This is a genomic window from Rhodococcus sp. MS16, from assembly GCF_013277795.1.
Lineage (GTDB): Bacteria > Actinomycetota > Actinomycetes > Mycobacteriales > Mycobacteriaceae > Rhodococcus_F > Rhodococcus_F globerula.
In genome coordinates, this window is record NZ_VBTM01000005.1 from 783778 (window position 1) to 800493 (window position 16716).

14 protein-coding genes are annotated in these 16716 nt (G+C 59.0%); 9 read left to right on the plus strand and 5 right to left on the minus strand.

What is annotated here, in order from left to right; all coding sequences use genetic code 11:
* The first annotated feature begins 101 nt into the window (after window positions 1-101).
* The 3 genes from FEZ60_RS16420 to FEZ60_RS16435 all read left to right on the plus strand — a co-directional run bounded on the left by FEZ60_RS16420 (window position 102) and on the right by FEZ60_RS16435 (window position 3203).
* Window positions 102-734, plus strand: coding sequence for a TetR/AcrR family transcriptional regulator (locus FEZ60_RS16420; RefSeq protein WP_051730258.1), 633 nt, complete (start codon window positions 102-104; stop codon window positions 732-734).
* An 816-nt stretch (window positions 735-1550) separates the two neighbouring features.
* Complete coding sequence (locus FEZ60_RS16430; RefSeq protein ID WP_155276675.1) at window positions 1551-1712, plus strand: hypothetical protein; 162 nt, start codon at window positions 1551-1553, stop codon at window positions 1710-1712.
* 651 nt (window positions 1713-2363) lie between these two features.
* Complete coding sequence (locus tag FEZ60_RS16435; protein WP_045064404.1) at window positions 2364-3203, plus strand: MaoC/PaaZ C-terminal domain-containing protein; 840 nt, start codon at window positions 2364-2366, stop codon at window positions 3201-3203.
* 202 nt (window positions 3204-3405) lie between these two features.
* Here FEZ60_RS16435 and FEZ60_RS16440 read toward each other — a convergent pair whose 3' ends face one another.
* On the minus strand, window positions 3406-3609 hold the full coding sequence (locus FEZ60_RS16440) for a hypothetical protein (RefSeq protein WP_045064406.1): 204 nt from the start codon (window positions 3607-3609) through the stop codon (window positions 3406-3408).
* A gap of 39 nt (window positions 3610-3648) precedes the next feature.
* Between FEZ60_RS16440 and FEZ60_RS16445 the strand changes: the two genes are divergently transcribed.
* Complete coding sequence (locus FEZ60_RS16445) at window positions 3649-4938, plus strand: MFS transporter (RefSeq protein ID WP_116103492.1); 1290 nt, start codon at window positions 3649-3651, stop codon at window positions 4936-4938.
* Window positions 4939-5229: 291 nt separating this feature from the next.
* Here FEZ60_RS16445 and FEZ60_RS16450 read toward each other — a convergent pair whose 3' ends face one another.
* The 3 genes from FEZ60_RS16450 to FEZ60_RS16460 all read right to left on the minus strand — a co-directional run bounded on the left by FEZ60_RS16450 (window position 5230) and on the right by FEZ60_RS16460 (window position 8232).
* On the minus strand, window positions 5230-6858 hold the full coding sequence (locus FEZ60_RS16450) for an MFS transporter (protein ID WP_045064409.1): 1629 nt from the start codon (window positions 6856-6858) through the stop codon (window positions 5230-5232).
* 91 nt (window positions 6859-6949) lie between these two features.
* On the minus strand, window positions 6950-7939 hold the full coding sequence (locus FEZ60_RS16455; protein WP_172936527.1) for a linear amide C-N hydrolase: 990 nt from the start codon (window positions 7937-7939) through the stop codon (window positions 6950-6952).
* 125 nt (window positions 7940-8064) lie between these two features.
* Complete coding sequence (locus FEZ60_RS16460) at window positions 8065-8232, minus strand: DUF1049 domain-containing protein (protein ID WP_230589995.1); 168 nt, start codon at window positions 8230-8232, stop codon at window positions 8065-8067.
* A gap of 875 nt (window positions 8233-9107) precedes the next feature.
* On the opposite strand from FEZ60_RS16460, the gene FEZ60_RS16465 reads away from it, so the two are divergent.
* A complete protein-coding gene (locus FEZ60_RS16465; RefSeq protein ID WP_141484993.1) occupies window positions 9108-10097 on the plus strand; it encodes a linear amide C-N hydrolase in 990 nt (329 codons plus the stop codon).
* 165 nt (window positions 10098-10262) lie between these two features.
* On the opposite strand, the gene FEZ60_RS16470 is transcribed toward FEZ60_RS16465, so the two are convergent.
* Window positions 10263-10904, minus strand: a complete 642-nt coding sequence (locus FEZ60_RS16470; RefSeq protein ID WP_033231599.1) for a hypothetical protein — start codon at window positions 10902-10904, stop codon at window positions 10263-10265.
* Between the two features lie 178 nt (window positions 10905-11082).
* On the opposite strand from FEZ60_RS16470, the gene FEZ60_RS16475 reads away from it, so the two are divergent.
* The 4 genes from FEZ60_RS16475 (at window position 11083) to FEZ60_RS16490 (ending at window position 16654) form a co-directional block, all read left to right on the plus strand.
* Window positions 11083-12363, plus strand: coding sequence for an amidohydrolase family protein (locus FEZ60_RS16475; protein WP_045064413.1), 1281 nt, complete (start codon window positions 11083-11085; stop codon window positions 12361-12363).
* Between the two features lie 100 nt (window positions 12364-12463).
* On the plus strand, window positions 12464-13201 hold the full coding sequence (locus tag FEZ60_RS16480) for a hypothetical protein (RefSeq protein WP_239654612.1): 738 nt from the start codon (window positions 12464-12466) through the stop codon (window positions 13199-13201).
* 3 nt (window positions 13202-13204) lie between these two features.
* Complete coding sequence (locus tag FEZ60_RS16485; RefSeq protein ID WP_045064417.1) at window positions 13205-15190, plus strand: YhgE/Pip domain-containing protein; 1986 nt, start codon at window positions 13205-13207, stop codon at window positions 15188-15190.
* Between the two features lie 84 nt (window positions 15191-15274).
* Window positions 15275-16654 carry a glutamate decarboxylase gene (locus FEZ60_RS16490; RefSeq protein WP_033231603.1) on the plus strand — a complete coding sequence of 460 codons (1380 nt, stop codon included), beginning with the start codon at window positions 15275-15277 and terminating at the stop codon, window positions 16652-16654.
* The last annotated feature ends 62 nt before the right edge of the window (window positions 16655-16716 follow it).

Here is a 16716-nt window from a genome sequence, read left to right on the forward strand (position 1 = left end):
GAGCAGTGAGCGGGCCGTACCTCGCTACTGCATCGGGCTTGACCAGAAACTGACGAGATGCCCTGAAGAAAGTGCCGGATGGCGCGTGGCATGATGGGCCAATGTCACGCGCCATCCAGCAACCATCCGGCCGCGGGCGCCCGATCGATCCAGACATAGAAGCACGTCTTCTGTCCACTACGCTGGAATTGTACGGAGATCTGGGGTGGGCAAGACTGAATCTCGATCTCATTGCGCGACACGCCAAGGTTGGAAAAGCGGCCCTCTACCGGCGATGGCAAACGAAAGAACAGATAATGTCAGCCGCGTTGCGATCCCACCAAGGTCCCCAGGTCGACTTCGATACCGGAACGTTTCGTGGCGACCTTCTTACTCTTGGCCGAGCGACGGCAGATTGGCTACTAGGCGATTATGGCTTAGTGCGAATGCGAGCCATGATTGATGCAAAGATTTATCCCGAACTATTCGAGGGCGAAATAGCCGATTTGCGCAGTGAAACTATTGCCAACGGTCGTGGAATTATCTTTCGCGCAATCGAACGCGGTGAAATCATAGAGGGTACGTCGCCAGCCCTGGTACTCGATGCTGTCACAGGAACAATCGAGCACCATTATTTGATGACCCCGATGTCGAAACTCAAAGAGTTCGAATCCGGGGCCGAGAAATACATCGAATCAGTCGTCGACCTCGTTCTCGCGGGCCTCAACTGCCACAGTAATTCTGCCGACAAGTAATCACGAGTATCAACTGTCGACCAACCGGGAATCAAGCGCTCAACTTCTGTTCTCGCGGTGCACCGGCAGGCTGAGCCATTGAACGACCGACTAGCCTGTTTAGGCGAAAGTTGTTGACGTACATATACATCGAGCGTCTATAATCGACGGACCTGGCCGACGATGGTCGACAGCGACGGGTCCGATCCTTGGTTGCGTTCAATCCGATCGCGACTTCCTGATGCGCGTAGGTAGAGAAACGAGATCACTATGGAAATGCCAGAGATCGGTACCTCCACGTCACTGAGATGGTCAGTGAAAGAGTCATTGCTGCAATACGTTCGAGCACTTGGCGAGATTTCATATGATTCTGCCATCGTCGAACAGGGCAACGAACTGGCCTCTCGTCACCGATCATCATGAGCCCGACGGGACTCGGATTGCCCAGTACCGTGGCCGGATCCATCTCCGGGCACACGACGGACTTCTGGATATCGTCATCGCCGATCCCCAGGTTCGTTTGACCGGGGTGCAGGGGCAATTGAGCGTAGCGGCATCCAATGAACGATCTGAACGCGTCGTTGTTGCAACCCTCGATGTCACAGACAACTCAGCATCAGGTGTGCGCGCCGAAGTACGGGTGACCACCGCCGGCTCTATGCTATTCGGATCCAATTGTCCTTCAGGAAAAAAGCTTTCGCCGTTGACCATCGGGTTGGCCCACAGGGACAGACACCGAGCGCTCTTTCCTGCATGCCGCCGTTCCCTCGTCAACCTCGACAAAAGTCACACCAAAGCGACGCTGGACGATTTTCTTGGTGACGTTCCAATTTCGTTGTGAGTACCGACCGGCTCGATCAACCGTCGGGCAGCGACGCGGAGCCGGTCCTCGACACAGGCGCCGCTGAGCCGGCTTTGCCACTTCTCGAATGTGAACACCTTCGTAGCAGCCGACTGGCGCGAGTTCCCCTGCCACTACGAGGACGCGTTCGAGCCTAGGACGCCTACACATGACGACGCAGCAGATGGCGCGGCTGAACAGGTCTGCAACAGCACGATATTCGACACCATCCGCAGTCCTCCTTCGCATTCCCTGTTTCACTGCTCCACTGCGCGTCATCGGACCCGCAGCGAGGACAGATTGCGCGGGCAGAACAAGCACTCGGTACCCACGGCCCAGAACCGAATGCGTAGCCCCTCTTCGCGTCGGGTGTTGTTTGTGGAACTAGGCCGGACGGGGTGCTCCTTTCTGACTACACAAACCAACCGTCTCGGCACACGAAAGGCCTCGAACGTGGCTCACATCGAGTGAGTCCTGTCCGCTAAACCTGGATCATCGTCCAACAATCGGAACGTGTTACGCTTAGCTAGCGTGGACCTCGCTCCACGTATTGTCAAGTCCCCCTCACTACTTCACCGGCCAGTGCGATCGAATCGCAATCTTTCGATCAGGCGAAGAAATGAAGCTCCTGTTGAAAATATTCACTCGATATGCTCAGGTATAAAGAGAACAGGATCCGATTAGGCAAACGGGTCTTCCCTGAACCTGTGGAGTGCTGCGCCCTACTGTCGGCGCCGCAGGACACCCCAGGCAGCACGCCAGGTCGCGGACCGATACCGCTGACCTCTCGAGATAAGACGAGGTACTAGATGTTCGACGAGTCGTGGGTGGGTCGGCGAAGTGAGACGATCACACGCAGTTGGTCGTCCAAGGATGCGTTGCTGTATGCACTTGCAGTGGGTGCCGGGCAGGGCCACCCGTTGGAAGAACTAGAGTTCACCACCGAAAACAGCGAGGCAAAGCCGCAGAAGGTGTTGCCGACATTCGCGAATGTCGCCCTCTCCGGTGGCCTCATTCCGTTGCCAGACGGTGTGGACCTGTCGAAAATGCTCCACGCCGAGCAGGGATTCATCATCGACGACGCACTCCCCGTCGAGGGTGAGGTAACCACGTCCAGTGCCATCGCGGGCGTCTACGACAAGGGTTCCGGAACACTCGTCGAGGTCGAATCCGAAGCCCGCGACGATACGGGACGTCTGCTGAGCGTCGTTCGATCCGCTATGTTCTTCCGTGGATCCGGAGGGTGGGGTGGCAGCCGGGGACCGGCCTCGGAATGGGAGAAACCCGCTGGCAAACCCGATCATCAGGTCACCTACCGCACTCGCACGGACCAGGCACTTTTATACCGACTGACTGGTGACCGAAATCCTCTGCACACGGACCCTTCGTTCGCGTCCCGCGGCGGATTTCCACGACCAATCCTGCACGGTATGTGCGCGTACGGGTTCACCGGCCGTGCGCTGTTACATGCTGCTGCCAACTCGGAGCCGAAGCGATTCCGCGCGATGGAGGGTCGTTTCACGAAACCCATTCTCCCCGGCGAGAGCCTCACTGTCTCGATGTGGATCGACGGCACGGTCGTGCGATTCCAGACAACAGATGCAGCAGGTACACCCGTCATCGACCAGGGCACCGCCACCATCGTGTGACCGTAAGACACACATCATTTCCGAAACAATCAGGCGGACAACAACATCATGGGATCTCCCGCGAGCAGCGAAGCGATCTGCACGGGATCAGGGCGAAGTATCGGAGCAGCAGCTGTCAGCACGCTCTCTCCGACTTGGGAACTGAGACCAGAACCGCGGATACTGACCAAACTTTCCACTAGATAGCGAAGCTCGCTGTCACTCAGTCCGGCAACGCTATCTGTTTGTTGCGCTCACCACGGTTGACCACACCCGCGTCGGCCATCTCATATTTCCCTGCCTTACCAGCCATGTTGCCAGGAGTACCAATGAAGATATTGTCACGTTCGCGTCCGTTCGGCAGGGAGATACATTTCGGCGTCAGGTCGACGATTTCCGTTGCGGGAGAAAATAATCGCGTGGTCATCGGCAGTCGAGCAGTAGCCCAGCCGAAAGCGCTCTACCGATGACGCGCACCGTAAGTGATCCTGCGACAGAAGTCACCGAGAACGCTCGTGTGCCGTCAACCGTGTGGGTCCTCTCGTTTATCGCTGTCGCGTCCGGTCTCGGCTACGGAATGCTAGGGCCGGCACTGCCGGCACTGGCTGACCTTTACTCCGTCGGAGCAGCGAGCGTAAGTCTTGCCGTCAGTGGACTCGCGGCGGGCCGACTGATCGCAAACGTCTCCCTGACGGGCTTGTTGAAAAAATTCCGTCTGCGGAACGTCCTCGTACTCGGACTCGCCATTCAAGCTGTATGCAGTGTCGTCGCCGGCTTATCGCCGACCTTTGAACTCTTTGTTGCATTTCGGTCGATAAGCGGCATAGGCAGCGCCGGTTTCACCGTCGCAGGTACCGGATTGTTGCTCATCGTCACGACTTCGGCGCAACGCGCCCGCTCGATGAGCGTTTATTTCACAGCCACATCGTTGGGAATGATCTCAGGACCGGCGATTGGCGGGTTGATGGCAACGATCGACCCGCGCCTGCCGCTGATCATCTACGGCGTGCTTCTCGGCGTGGGGTCGCTGGTTGCTTTGGTCGCGCTGCGCAGCGTGCGAGGACTCCGCACGAGTGACGGCATTAGTGCCGAAGATGTTGTGCCCGTCTCGACCTGGAATCTCCTCCGACAACTATTTCGCAGCCGCACGTTCGTAGCGGTAGTGCTGCTTCAGTTTGCGACGGGATGGGTGTTGTACGGCGTGCGCACCGTGGTCATGCCGGTCCGGCTTGATGACCTCGGGTTCGGTATTGGGGTAATAGGCATGTTGTTGACAGTCGCGGCCGTCGCCCAAATTGCCGCAAGCAGCTTGGGCGCTGTAACCGGACGGCTGAGTTTTCGAACGGTCACTGTCACAGCTCTCGTTGTAGCGCTGGTCGTGACCGCTCTATTTGGTGAGCTCGAGGAAATACAGCTGATCGTTGCTGCCTTCGTCGGACTCGGGCTGGCTCACGGACTGACTTCCACCACGGCACCATCGCTCCTCGGAGAGGTGGATGGTGGCGACAGCGGTCTAGCGTTGGCCGCCTTTTGGATCGCGTTCGACGTTGGCGCGATTCTGGGACCGTACACAACAGGTGCCCTCCTGGATGCGGCCGGCGCCCCCGTAGCGTTCCTGTCGAGCGCCGGTGTCCTGGCTGCCGCCCTCGTTGCCTGCCTGTGCATACCCCGAAAACCGAGAATACCCTCCCCAAGCGAGCTGTTTTCGCAGGTCAAGACAGAAGATCCTCCCAAGACAGCTCACAGCAGCGACTGAGCAGCTCCCACAAACAATTTGAAATTGGTCCGAGAGTCGCACTCACGCCGCCAGGAGACCGTCGTACTCATCCCTGACAAACGTCGGAGCTGCGGTCGACGGTCTCATGGTTGTCGAAGCGAACCTCGCTGAAGTGCGCTGTCTCAGTGAATAGCTCGACTCGGCGCGGCCTGACGATTGTATTCACTGGTCTTCGACCAATTTCGTTGCGGAGCTGTTCTTCTGGTTCGTCGCGGGCATCGCTTCGACAACGCTTGCTCTCGAAATCTCTCGACCGCAGAGTCGCGATCGTCACCCTTCCCGCCGGGATGGCAGGTGCCTGAACGTCACGATCGGGAGTAACGCCGCCAACCCGAGCACGCAGAGGCTCGCACGCAGCGCAACCAACCTGGATTCGACATTGATCTCCACCGCCCGGTCGAGCTGCGCCGAGGTCAACTCCATTCCCGCGAGGCGGCTTCGGAGGTCGTCGTTCTCGACGAAGCTAACCGAACTGGTGGTCACTTCAATTCTGCTGTCCGACAGTAGATCCGATCCGTCGGCGACACGGACCGAGGCGGACTGCGCAAGCACGGACATCAGCACGGCCCCCGCGACGGCGGTACCCGTGCACAGGCCGAGAAAGTTCGCCATTCCCCGAGCGCTGCCGATCTCTCCGGAGAGAGACGGTGGGCTGGTCTCCATGAGCAATGCACTGCCCGCACTCAGTCCCACTCCGATACCGAGGCCCAAGGCGACCTCACTGATCAAAGTCCACGCACCTGACCATTGGTTGGAGATGGTCATTGCCAGCAGTATCACCGACGCGGCAGCCAGCACGTGGGCTGCTGTCAACAGCCAACGGCACGCTATCATTCGCATCAGAACTGGTGTGGCAGCAGCGGAGGCGAGTGCGGCAAGGGAGATCGGTATCAGCATCAGTGCCGTCCCCAGCGGACTCTTGCCAAGCACCATCTGCGTATAGAGCGGCAGCAGGTAGCTCACTCCGGCCATCAACAGGTTCACCGCGACCAGCCCACTCAGGCACGCACGGTTGAGCCCAGAGCCGAACACCTGAGGGGCGAGCAGGGGTGTCCTGTCAGCGTCGAGCAACTCGTGTTGGCGCGCGACAAACGTGTGGAGCACCAGGCCGCCGATCACTACCAACGCGAGCACGGGAGAGAGGCCGAGCACACTCAAGGGAGCACCCTCGGCGGCGAGGACAAGCCCCCACGATCCGATCTGATTGATGGCGGCGACCAACATCAGCACGCCCACGGCCGAAAGCGCGATACTCGTCTTGTCGATGGTCCCTCGGAACGTAGTCCGGGGTAGCCGTAGACGGGACGCGACGACGCTCGTTCCTGCAATTACGACGAGCAGCAGCACGAAGGGTGCTCGCCAACCCCAGGCCTGCACGAGGAATCCACCGACCAGCAAAGCGAGCGCAGCACCGATTCCGGTTGTACCCGCCAGCACCGACACCGCAACGGTGCGCTGCGTGCCGGAATATGTCTGACCGAGAATCGCCAGCGCGTTGGGCACAAGAAGAGCACCACCGAGTCCGGCGATCGCCTCACCTGCGATAAGAACCGAGACATTCTGTGCCAGAACGCAAGACAGCATTCCCGCGGCGTAGACACTCAAGCCGAGCAGCTGAGTGTTTCTAGCACCCAGCACCCCGCTGATCTTGCCGCCGGTGATCGTGAAGGCTGCGACGAACACGCCGTACGCGACGATGGCCAACTGCACGTTTGAGATCGTGGTGTCCAGCCCGTCGACGATCCCACTGATCGCCATTGGCAACACCGTAGCGTTGAATACCGAGACCAAACCGGTGCAGCACACGAGCACGAGCGGCAACCAACTCGCCCTGAGTTGAGCGTCGACCGCACGCTCGGTTGCCACAGGAACGGAAGGCAGCTGATCCGCAGTATCCATATGTACACCCCTCAGGGATCGATGATGTCGCGGCGATGGCATAACCGACGGTGAGCTGACCACCCACGCAGGGAGAGCCGGCTGCTGTCGATCAGGCCGGCAGAGTCAGAAATTGCATTGGCGGCGTTTCCTCGAAGCGGCGAGAGACGTTACCGGCGAGTCCGCCTTCGAGGGACGTGTCGCCCATCAGGTCGACCTTGCCCGCCGGCGCGCCCTCGTTGAAGTCCAGCTTGTCGAAGTCCACCCACACGACATTGGGTCGCGTGGTCGAGTCGAAGACGTACCGCTTGTTGGTCAAATCGGAGACGGTCTGCCAAATCGTCTGCGAGGCATAGGGTTTCTCGGGATCAGGAATCCTGAAGGGTTGCGCAGCATTGCGGATGACGCTGAACATTCCCGCCACCGCCTCGACCTCGCTCTTCGGCTCAGGCAGTCGGCCCACGTAATATGCTGCGCGAGCGAACCGGTCGGACGCAAGCGTGGTCCCCGGTAGCGGCTTGGTGCCACCGAACCCGTCGACCTCTTTGAGAAGTTCGATTTGCTTGTCGAAGGACGGGGAATTGGTCATCACACGGTAGTCACGGTCGTGCCAGACGGTCGCCTTGCCGTCGAGGTACTCGATGATCGCCGAATCGCCGGTCGCGTCGTCCAACGCAAGGTGAACGGCGGGCACCTCGCCAGTCGCCGGATCGCCCAGCGGTACAACCTGGACGTCGGAATCGACGATCCAGGCGGCGGCATCCGCAACAGTGGCAAAGTTGTCCAGGAAGTACTGCAGCCAGATCGCCATGCTCAGACTTGGCTTCGATGTGTCACGACTACCGTAATCCGATTCCGCGAGCCACAAGATATGGCCCGCCAGTCCAGCCTCGTTCATGCCGTCCACCGACATCATGTCGAATGCGCCAGCCACGACGCTGCCGTATTCGGCTGTCCAACTGAGGGAACCGCCGACGCCATCGTTGCGTTCAACCCCCTGGGGAAGCAACCACAGATTTGTCCCGGTGTCGCGGTGATAGTCCATGTTGCGGCCGACGAGAACAGACCCCGCGGCATCAGGCCAAATTACTCTGGTACACATCGTTTCACCTTCTGTAGATTTCGAGAGAACCAGTGTTTGCCGATATTCTTCTGCTACGCACCTGAACTATGAAGACCTTTCCGCGACAGCCGATCCCGGCCACCGACAGCTATTCGTTTGCGAATTCAGTTGGTTGGCTTTTTACGGCGGGTGAGAAGGCCGGCGATCCAGCCGAGTAGGAGGATCACGACGAGGGTGAGCCAGAGCGGTGACTGCACGGATACCCAGAACAGTTTGATCGTGGTTTCGCTCCGGTTCTGGAAGATGAAGATCAGGGTCAGAACCACCAACACCGCAGCGAGGATGTTACGTGGGTGAGTAACGATGGGGCGGAGTCGATCTGGGCGCCTGAACTCATGGGAGCTACCTTTCGTCGCCGCAGTCGGTGAGTAATCGGTCTACGAGGATGCGTGCTTTCCGAGCGGGAAACTTCGCGTGCGTGAGACTGCCCGCGGTTACGGTTCGCCGACCATTGAGGAATTGATCCAGACATCCGTGTCTACGAGGACGGCTGGTCGGCACAGTCACAAAAAACTTGCCCGAGAAATCCGAGCCGGACTCGGCGGGCGCTACGACAAAGATTGGAACAATCGAAATCTAACACGTGAGACGCAGCGCGATGGTCGATTAGGGCGAATTCTTAGACTAACCACCCTCCTTGTCACTGCCTTTGTCCGGCCGGCCGATCGACCACTTGCTACATGCGGCAGGTGCCGTTCGCCTGACACATCATGCGTGTACATCACGCACTAAATCGCGAAATTCACCCACGATTTCACCCCTAGCCAATGTGCCGTATGCCCATGCAAACACGTGACTCGTGATACAAAACAAAGGAGAGTTGCCTGCACACATCTTCTTTCAGACCCTTTGTCAGACGGCAATTCTTGGAACGCGTTGATCCGCGACATACGTCGAAAACGGCAGCGAGGCGCCTGTACACGGAGGTGAAAAGCAGATACCTCATGAAGACCGGCGGGGTAATTCGCGCTGCTGGTCATTGGACTCGATTGTTCACAGCGACTACGGACTATCCACCGATAACGCAGATGAATCGTGCGCTCGCCTGCCGAGTTGCGGACCTCGTGCGCCATAATCGGAGGGCATTCCAATAACCATTGCCTGAGCAGTTGATTCGTCCCACATCTGATCCAGGAAAGGTGAAAGTATGTGCACTCGCGTCATCTGGAATGAACCCGGCGGAGCGGTTCTCGTCGGTCGAAACATGGACTACCACCGGGATACCGCCACGAACCTGTGGGTTATGCCTCGGGGGATCAAACGAGACGACGGCGTCGGCGGCCAACTGTCCTGGGTAGCCCGATACGGCAGCGTCGTGGCAGGCGCGTACGACATGATGACCGTCGACGGGATGAACGAAGTCGGCCTCGCCGGGCATATCCTCTGGCTCTCCGAATCAACGTACGGCGAGCACGACAAAAGCAAACCCGCCTTGAGCATGGCGGTCTGGATGCAGTACTTCCTCGACAACTTCGCAACCGTCGACGAAGCAGTGGCCTGGATCGAGGACACCAGTGTCCAAGTCGTCCCACTGGGAGACCCGAGCACCGGTGAAGTACCCGCGGTGCACCTCGCGTTGGACGATGGGAACGGCGACTCCGTAGTCATCGAGTACATCGACGGAAAGCCCAACGTGTGGCACAGCCGTGACTACCGCGTGATGACCAACTCCCCCACCTACGACAAGCAGATCGAACTATTGAAGCAGGTCCAAGGGTTCGGTGGAGACAGGCCACTTCCCGGAACCACAGTGGCCTCCGATAGGTTCGCGCGCGCAGCGTATTACGTCGGACGCCTTCCCGAACCCAAGACCGAACTCGAGGCAATCGCCGGCATGTTCAGCGTCATCCGTAACACCGCGCAACCGTTCCGCATCCCTGATCCCGACAAGCCGAACGCGTCGCAGACGATTTGGCAGACCGTCTCCGACCTCACCAACAAGCGATACGTCTTCGAGTCGACAACTCGACCCAATGTCGTCTGGGTCGAATTGAGTGAATTGAACTTCGAGGAGGGCTCTCCCGCCGGCAAGCTCGACCTGATCGGGGACACCGCTCTCGAAGGTGGGCTGGCCGGAAATGTCACCGGCCGCTTCGATGAGACCGCACCTTTGAAGTTCCTCGCCCTTCCGTCCTGATCGGTACCCGAATTATCGGTGGTTATATGCGCTTGCAAGATATGGGCAGCGCACATAACCGCCGGTATTCGCGCGACTATATCGCGCGATAAACATTGCTCGATCGTGTCTCACGATTCCTCACGTACGCACCGCTGTTTCCTCACGATGATGAAACTGGTGCACTCAGACCGCTTCTGCCATTGCCGACACTGGCCGGGTGCTTTTTCCCAGGAATACCGCGGAGGCGAACAGGAAGAACAACGCACCGACGAAGGTGCCGATATTGGCCATATTGGGATCAAGTGTATTTCCGTCACGGAGTATGAACGATCCGACGGCAGATACGCCGAAAGCAATGGATCCGAATGTGTTGAGCCAGACGCTTTGCCATTCCGTCGATCGCGGCGCCCAGTACGTCTTCGCGCGCCACAGGATAAGCACAGCAAGACCGCTCGAAACGAGGAATGCGATAGAGCCCTCCGCGTTGGGATTCCAGACGAGGTGCATTTCTCCTTGCACGTTGAGGTCGTGCAGAGCTGAACCGGTACTGATGTTGAACAGTATCGTGCCGAGAAGCTGCACTGCTGCCGATAACCACACGGCACGGATTGCAGGCTTACCGGAGTCGGAAGTAGTGGCCGATCCACTGAGTATCAACTGGATAAACGCGGCGCCGGTGAAAAACCAGGACCCGGCGAAAAAGAAAACGTTCGCGAGGGCGGCACCGAAGAGCGACGAAAGGAAGGGTGCCGAACCGAGCGCGAAGAGAGTCGATCCGATCACGAAGCCCCAGGACTGCATCCGTAATGTCGGGTGAATCAGCATGCGCCGCAGTGTAGTTCAACTCCGACATATTATTTCGAGGATCCGAGATTTTGCGCATACCCCCCGTCTACGACGGCATCTCCGGATCGGTTCGCCAGGTCTGATCGTTACCGAATCAATAGGGTGATTTTTCGTTATTTGCCCTCAATGTCCGAATTTCACTGTTAGCGTGCGAGTTATGACAGCCCCTTCAAAAGCTGGACATCGTTTACTGTTCCGCAATGTTCGTATCTTCGACGGCGTCGCTGCGACGGTAGTTTCGGGTGACGTGCTGATTGACGGAGAGACGATTGCGGGAGTCTCGCAATCCCCGATCGGAGACGACCCGAGCCGAGAGACCACCGTCATCGACGGTGGAAATCGAGTCTTGATGCCGGGTATGAGCGACGCTCACGTGCATCTGGTCGGCAACGCCAATTCATACATGGATATGGTGATGGGCAGCGAAGCGCATATCGCGCTCAATGGCCTCGCCGAGGCAAAGAACATGCTCCACCGCGGGTTCACCACGGTCCGGGACATGGCCGGCGACACCAGCAGCATCAAATCGGTGATCGACCGGGGACTGTTCGAGGGGCCTCGAATCTATCCCTCCCAGGCCGCTATTTCGCAGACCAGCGGGCACGGCGACTTCGGATTCGTCTACGAATGCCCCACCGCTTTGGGCGGAAAGCAAAGTCGGGCCGAAGAAATCGGCTTCATGCGCGTCGCAGACGGTCCGGAGCGGGTATTGGCCGCAGTTCGCGAACAACTCAAAAAGGGTGCCTCACAAATCAAGATGATGGTCGGCGGCGGCGCAGCGTCGATGTACGACCCTCTCTACACAGTCCAGTTCACCGATCCCGAACTTCGTGCAGCGGTGAATGCCGCCACCGACTACGGAACCTACGTCGCTACCCATGTCTACAACGTCACCGGCATTCGCCGCGCGATCGATGCCGGCGTGAAGTCCATCGAACACGGCCATCTCGCCGACGAGGCGACGATCGCTCTGATGGCCGAGAAGGACATTTGGCTTTCGATGCAGCCCTTCGCCTTGGGCGATCATCACTACCCCGACCCTAGCCGTGCAGAAAAGGACCGCGAGATCTGCACCGGTACCGATGACGTATACAGCTGGGCCCGCAAACACGGCGTCAAAACAGCCTGGGGCACAGATCTTTTGCTCGAACCGCAGATCGCGCCCCGGCAGAGCGAGATGGCCGCCCGACTCGGCGACCATTACAGCAATGTCGACGCCCTTCGGATGCTCACCTCCGGAAATGCCGAACTCTTCCGGCTCGCCGGCGAGCGGGATCCCTACAGGCAGGCACCACTCGGAGTGATCACCGAGGGCGCGTGGGCGGATGTCCTACTCGTCGACGGAAATCCACTCGAGGACCTCAACCTGCTCGCAGATCCAGGCAAGAGCCTAAGGGTCATCGTCAAGAACGGCCAGGTAGTGAAAGACACTTTGTGACATCTCTCGTCGATGCGTGATCCTCCACGAGAAGAACCCACCGGGGACCTCTCGCGTAGCTCCGCGCCGCCGTGCCGCACCAAGGTCGGGAGGCCTCAAATTGGTTGAAACCAGTTCAGAGAGTTGGCAATTACCCGCCGAAGCAGCGGCGGGGACATTGGTCTCCGCTCGGGGCATCGAGTTACACGGACCGTGGGGCCACGTGTTCGGTCCACTCGATATGGATATCGACGCAGGCGGTGTGACGGTGCTGGCTGCGCAGGCCGGCGCCGCGCGAACCGCCTTGCTGATGACACTGTGCGGACGAATGCGATTGTCCGCGGGGACATTAGCCGTACTCGGCTACGACAATCCGACAAGAATCTTGGCCATCTCGGCGATCGCATGTCTGAACGAACTCGACGACGTCCGACCGTCGGTGACCGTACGTGACATGGTGACCGAACAACTCCGATGGGATTCGCCGTGGTACAAATTCGTTCCCCGCGCGAGCGAGGTGGAAGTCTCGAACATGTGCGCAGAGACGTTCGGTGACATCGAATTACCCCCGCTCAATGCCTTCGTCGACGACCTTCCCGAAATCCAACAATTGTTGTTGCGGATCGCCGTCGCGAACACCAAACGCCCGCCATTGCTCGTTGTCGGGCGCATCGACAAAATCGCCGACGACCTCGAGAGAGCCGCCTTGCTGCAACGGCTTGTTGCACTCGGCGAGCACCAGTCGGTGATCACTGCAGATGTCAACGCCCTCCCGCCTGATACCGGCGTCCACGCCGTGGTGAACATGCACGGATTGCTCGGAGCCGGCGATATCGGCGTTATGACCGAAGGAAGGTGACTGATGCTCGCAGGTATATCTCTGGGCAGTGATGTCAAACGCTATTCCCGCGGCACCCTGCCACGAATCGCGATCGTCACCATCATCTTGTTGCCGCTGCTGTACGGCGCGATGTACTTGTGGGCCTTCTGGAACCCCTTCGGCGAGGTGAACAAAATCCCCGCAGCGATTGTCAACAACGACTCGGGACGAACATCGACAGGACAACAAGTCGACGCCGGCGATCAAGTCGTCAAATCGCTCATCGCCTCCGGACAACTTGATTTGGCGGAGGTCTCGGATCAAGAAGCCCAAGCCGGGCTCTCCAGCGGCAAGTACTATTTCACGATCACATTGCCCGAGAACTTCAGCGACGCTGTCGAATCACCCAACGGCGACAACCCCGAGAAGGCCGATCTCACCTTCACCTTCAACGACGCCAATAATTATCTGGCCACCATCATCGGTCAAGACGCCTCCGAACAGGTCATCAACCAGGTCAACTCGACCATCGGCGCCCAAGGCGTCGGCCAGGTCCTGACAGGTCTGCAGACCGCCGGTTCGGGCCTGGGCCAGGCTGCCGACGGAGCAAAGACCCTCGCGACCGGTATCGACACAGCCAAGGCCGGAGCGGATCAACTCAGCTCCGGTGCCGACGAGCTCTCCACGAACATGGTTACCGCACGCGATGGGTCTGCGCAGCTCGCAGCAGGCGCCGGGCAACTCGCCACGGCGATCGACGGTGTCGCGGATCCATTGCTCAACGCCCTCGACTCCAGCAACGTGCCCGACCTCGGAGCCCAAGCGGCACAGCTGAGGCAGTCCCTCACTGCTCTCGGCGATCGCCTCCCCCAGCCGCCACAAGTGACCATCTCCCCCGTGCTGCAGCGAGTTGTCGACCTTCTCGGGCCCAGCACCGACCCTCTCGCCCAACAGGCCGTTGCAGCACTCACCCCACTCACCGCAGCACAACCCCAAAGTGACACTGCCGCACTACAAGCGGAAATCAGTCGGCTCAGCGAAGACGCACGCGCACTCGAATACCAGTTGACGGATCCAACCAGTCCCCTGCAATCCGGACTCGCACTCCTGCAAAACGGTGGACTGGCTTCAGACGTGCGGCAACTACGCAACGGCGCCGACCAGCTCAGTTCCGGAGCCACGACTTTGAACTCCGGACTGATCCAATTGACCGATGGCAGTTTCGCGCTCGCGAGCGGAGCCGATCAGCTCGCTTCGGGAATGGTGGAACTGCAATCGGGCTCGGATGAACTGGCCGACGCACTCGCAAAGGGCGCCGGGCAGGTACCGAGTTGGACTGACGATCAACGCACAGCTACCGCGGACACCCTGTCCACTCCAGTCGCACTCAAGCAGGACTACACGAACGAGGCGCCAACGTTCGGTACGGGATTCGCACCCTTCTTCCTGTCGTTGGCCCTGTTCGTCGGCTGCATTATCACCTGGATGTTGTTGACCCCGTTACAATCCCGCGCAACCATCAGCAATCTTGGCCTGTATCGAACAGTTCTGGCCTCGTACTGGCCGGCACTGCTCATCGGTATCCTCCAAGTGATCACCATGTACGCAGTGGTACACATCGGAGTGGGCCTGGACGTCAAACACGTTCCCGGAACGATCCTGTTCCTGATGCTGGTCTCGGCGACCTATCTGGCGATGATTCAGATGTTCAATGCTCTCTTCGGAGTTGCAGTCGGCCGAGTGGTGACCTTGGCCTTCCTGATGCTGCAGTTGGTCTCCGCCGGCGGAATCTATCCGGTACCGACGACAGCTACGCCATTTCAATACATCCATCCGTTCGACCCGATGACGTATACCGTCAACGGACTCCGGCAACTCATCACCGCCGAACACGTCGATTCGCGACTCTGGACAGCAATCGCCGTCCTTTCCGGCATTCTGCTCGTATCGATGACGATCAGCGCACTCTCGGTACGCCGCAACCGCCGCTACACGATGGAACGTCTGTACCCGTCGATCGAAGTGTAGAGCGCTGCGGCGCTACAACTTCCGACTCGATTCTGGACTGTCCGACTGATCCGCAATCGCTCGTTCGACTATTGGAGGAGAAAGATGTCAGATATTTTTGCAGCTCCCACCGAAACCCTCGCACCTGCGTACACCGGCAGGCTCGGCACGGATCCGATTCCCGCGCTACGACTACCCAAAGCCGAATCCGATCCCGAAGCGGCATACCGGTTCATCCACGACGAGTTGATGCTCGACGGTAGTTCACGACTGAATCTCGCCACTTTTGTCACCACGTGGATGGACCCTCAGGCTGATCGTCTGATGGCCGAAACGTTCGACAAGAACATGATCGACAAGGACGAATATCCAGCAACAGCGGAAATCGAAACTCGTTGCGTCAACATGGTTGCCGACCTCTTTCACGCAGAAGGACTGACATCCGACCCTGCCTCCGCGACCGGGGTCTCCACAGTCGGATCCTCCGAAGCCGTCATGCTCGGTGGACTCGCCCTCAAGTGGCGCTGGCGGCAACGCCGCGAGCAGGAAGGCAAAGACGCTACGAAACCGAATCTCATCCTCGGTAGCAACGTCCAGGTTGTATGGGAAAAGTTCTGCCGCTACTTCGACGTCGAACCGAAATACCTGCCAATGGCCAAGGGCCGCTACGTGATCACCCCCGAACAGGTCCGCGACGCTGTCGACGAGAACACCATCGGTGTGGTCGCGATTCTCGGCACCACGTTTACCGGCGAACTCGAACCCGTTGCCGAGATCGCCGCAGCACTCGACGACATCGCGGCCAACGGCGGCCCAGACGTACCGCTGCATGTCGACGCGGCAAGTGGCGGCTTCGTGGTCCCGTTCCTGCACCCGGAACTGAAGTGGGACTTCAAGATTCCACGTGTTGTATCGATCAACGTCAGCGGCCACAAGTACGGCATGACCTATCCGGGCATCGGGTTCGTGGTCTGGCGCTCAAAGGAATATCTACCCGAAGATCTGGTATTCCGCGTCAACTACCTTGGCGGAGACATGCCGACCTTCACCCTGAACTTCTCCCGATCAGGTAATCAGGTCGTCGGGCAGTACTACAACTTCATCCGCCTCGGAGTAGCTGGTTACACCCAGATCATGGAATCTCTACGCGATACCGCACTGATGCTGTCCGCGGCGATCTCGAAAATAGACAACATGCACATCATCACCGACGGCACCGCCATCCCGGTCTTGTCCTTCGAAGTCGTCGACGACCCGGGCTTCACCGTCTTCGACATCTCCCACGAACTGCGAGCACGCGGCTTCCAAGTTCCCGCGTACACGATGCCCGCAGATGCCGAAGATGTCGCCGTCCTGCGCATCGTGTTACGCGAAGGCTTCAGTCAAGACCTCGCATACAAACTGGTAACCGCGATCAACGAAGTCGTCCAGCAACTCAGGAACAGCGCCGCCGACCGACCTGCGAGGAAGGCATTCGCACACTGACCGCCACATGCACCCTGAATAGGTCAGGCCGGCCGAAGGTGGCCTGACCTATTCTTCAACAT

What these genes read in the sequence shown, in the direction of transcription:
- FEZ60_RS16465 (WP_141484993.1), top strand. Translation starts at nt 9,108, where the DNA reads ATGTGCACTCGCGTCATCTGGAATGAACCCGGCGGAGCGGTTCTCGTC.
- FEZ60_RS16455 (WP_172936527.1), bottom strand. Translation starts at nt 7,939, where the DNA reads ATGTGTACCAGAGTAATTTGGCCTGATGCCGCGGGGTCTGTTCTCGTC.
- FEZ60_RS16475 (WP_045064413.1), top strand. Translation starts at nt 11,083, where the DNA reads ATGACAGCCCCTTCAAAAGCTGGACATCGTTTACTGTTCCGCAATGTT.
- FEZ60_RS16440 (WP_045064406.1), bottom strand. Translation starts at nt 3,609, where the DNA reads ATGACCACGCGATTATTTTCTCCCGCAACGGAAATCGTCGACCTGACG.
- FEZ60_RS16445 (WP_116103492.1), top strand. Translation starts at nt 3,649, where the DNA reads ATGACGCGCACCGTAAGTGATCCTGCGACAGAAGTCACCGAGAACGCT.
- FEZ60_RS16485 (WP_045064417.1), top strand. Translation starts at nt 13,205, where the DNA reads ATGCTCGCAGGTATATCTCTGGGCAGTGATGTCAAACGCTATTCCCGC.
- FEZ60_RS16420 (WP_051730258.1), top strand. Translation starts at nt 102, where the DNA reads ATGTCACGCGCCATCCAGCAACCATCCGGCCGCGGGCGCCCGATCGAT.
- FEZ60_RS16435 (WP_045064404.1), top strand. Translation starts at nt 2,364, where the DNA reads ATGTTCGACGAGTCGTGGGTGGGTCGGCGAAGTGAGACGATCACACGC.
- FEZ60_RS16470 (WP_033231599.1), bottom strand. Translation starts at nt 10,904, where the DNA reads ATGCTGATTCACCCGACATTACGGATGCAGTCCTGGGGCTTCGTGATC.
- FEZ60_RS16490 (WP_033231603.1), top strand. Translation starts at nt 15,275, where the DNA reads ATGTCAGATATTTTTGCAGCTCCCACCGAAACCCTCGCACCTGCGTAC.
- FEZ60_RS16450 (WP_045064409.1), bottom strand. Translation starts at nt 6,858, where the DNA reads ATGGATACTGCGGATCAGCTGCCTTCCGTTCCTGTGGCAACCGAGCGT.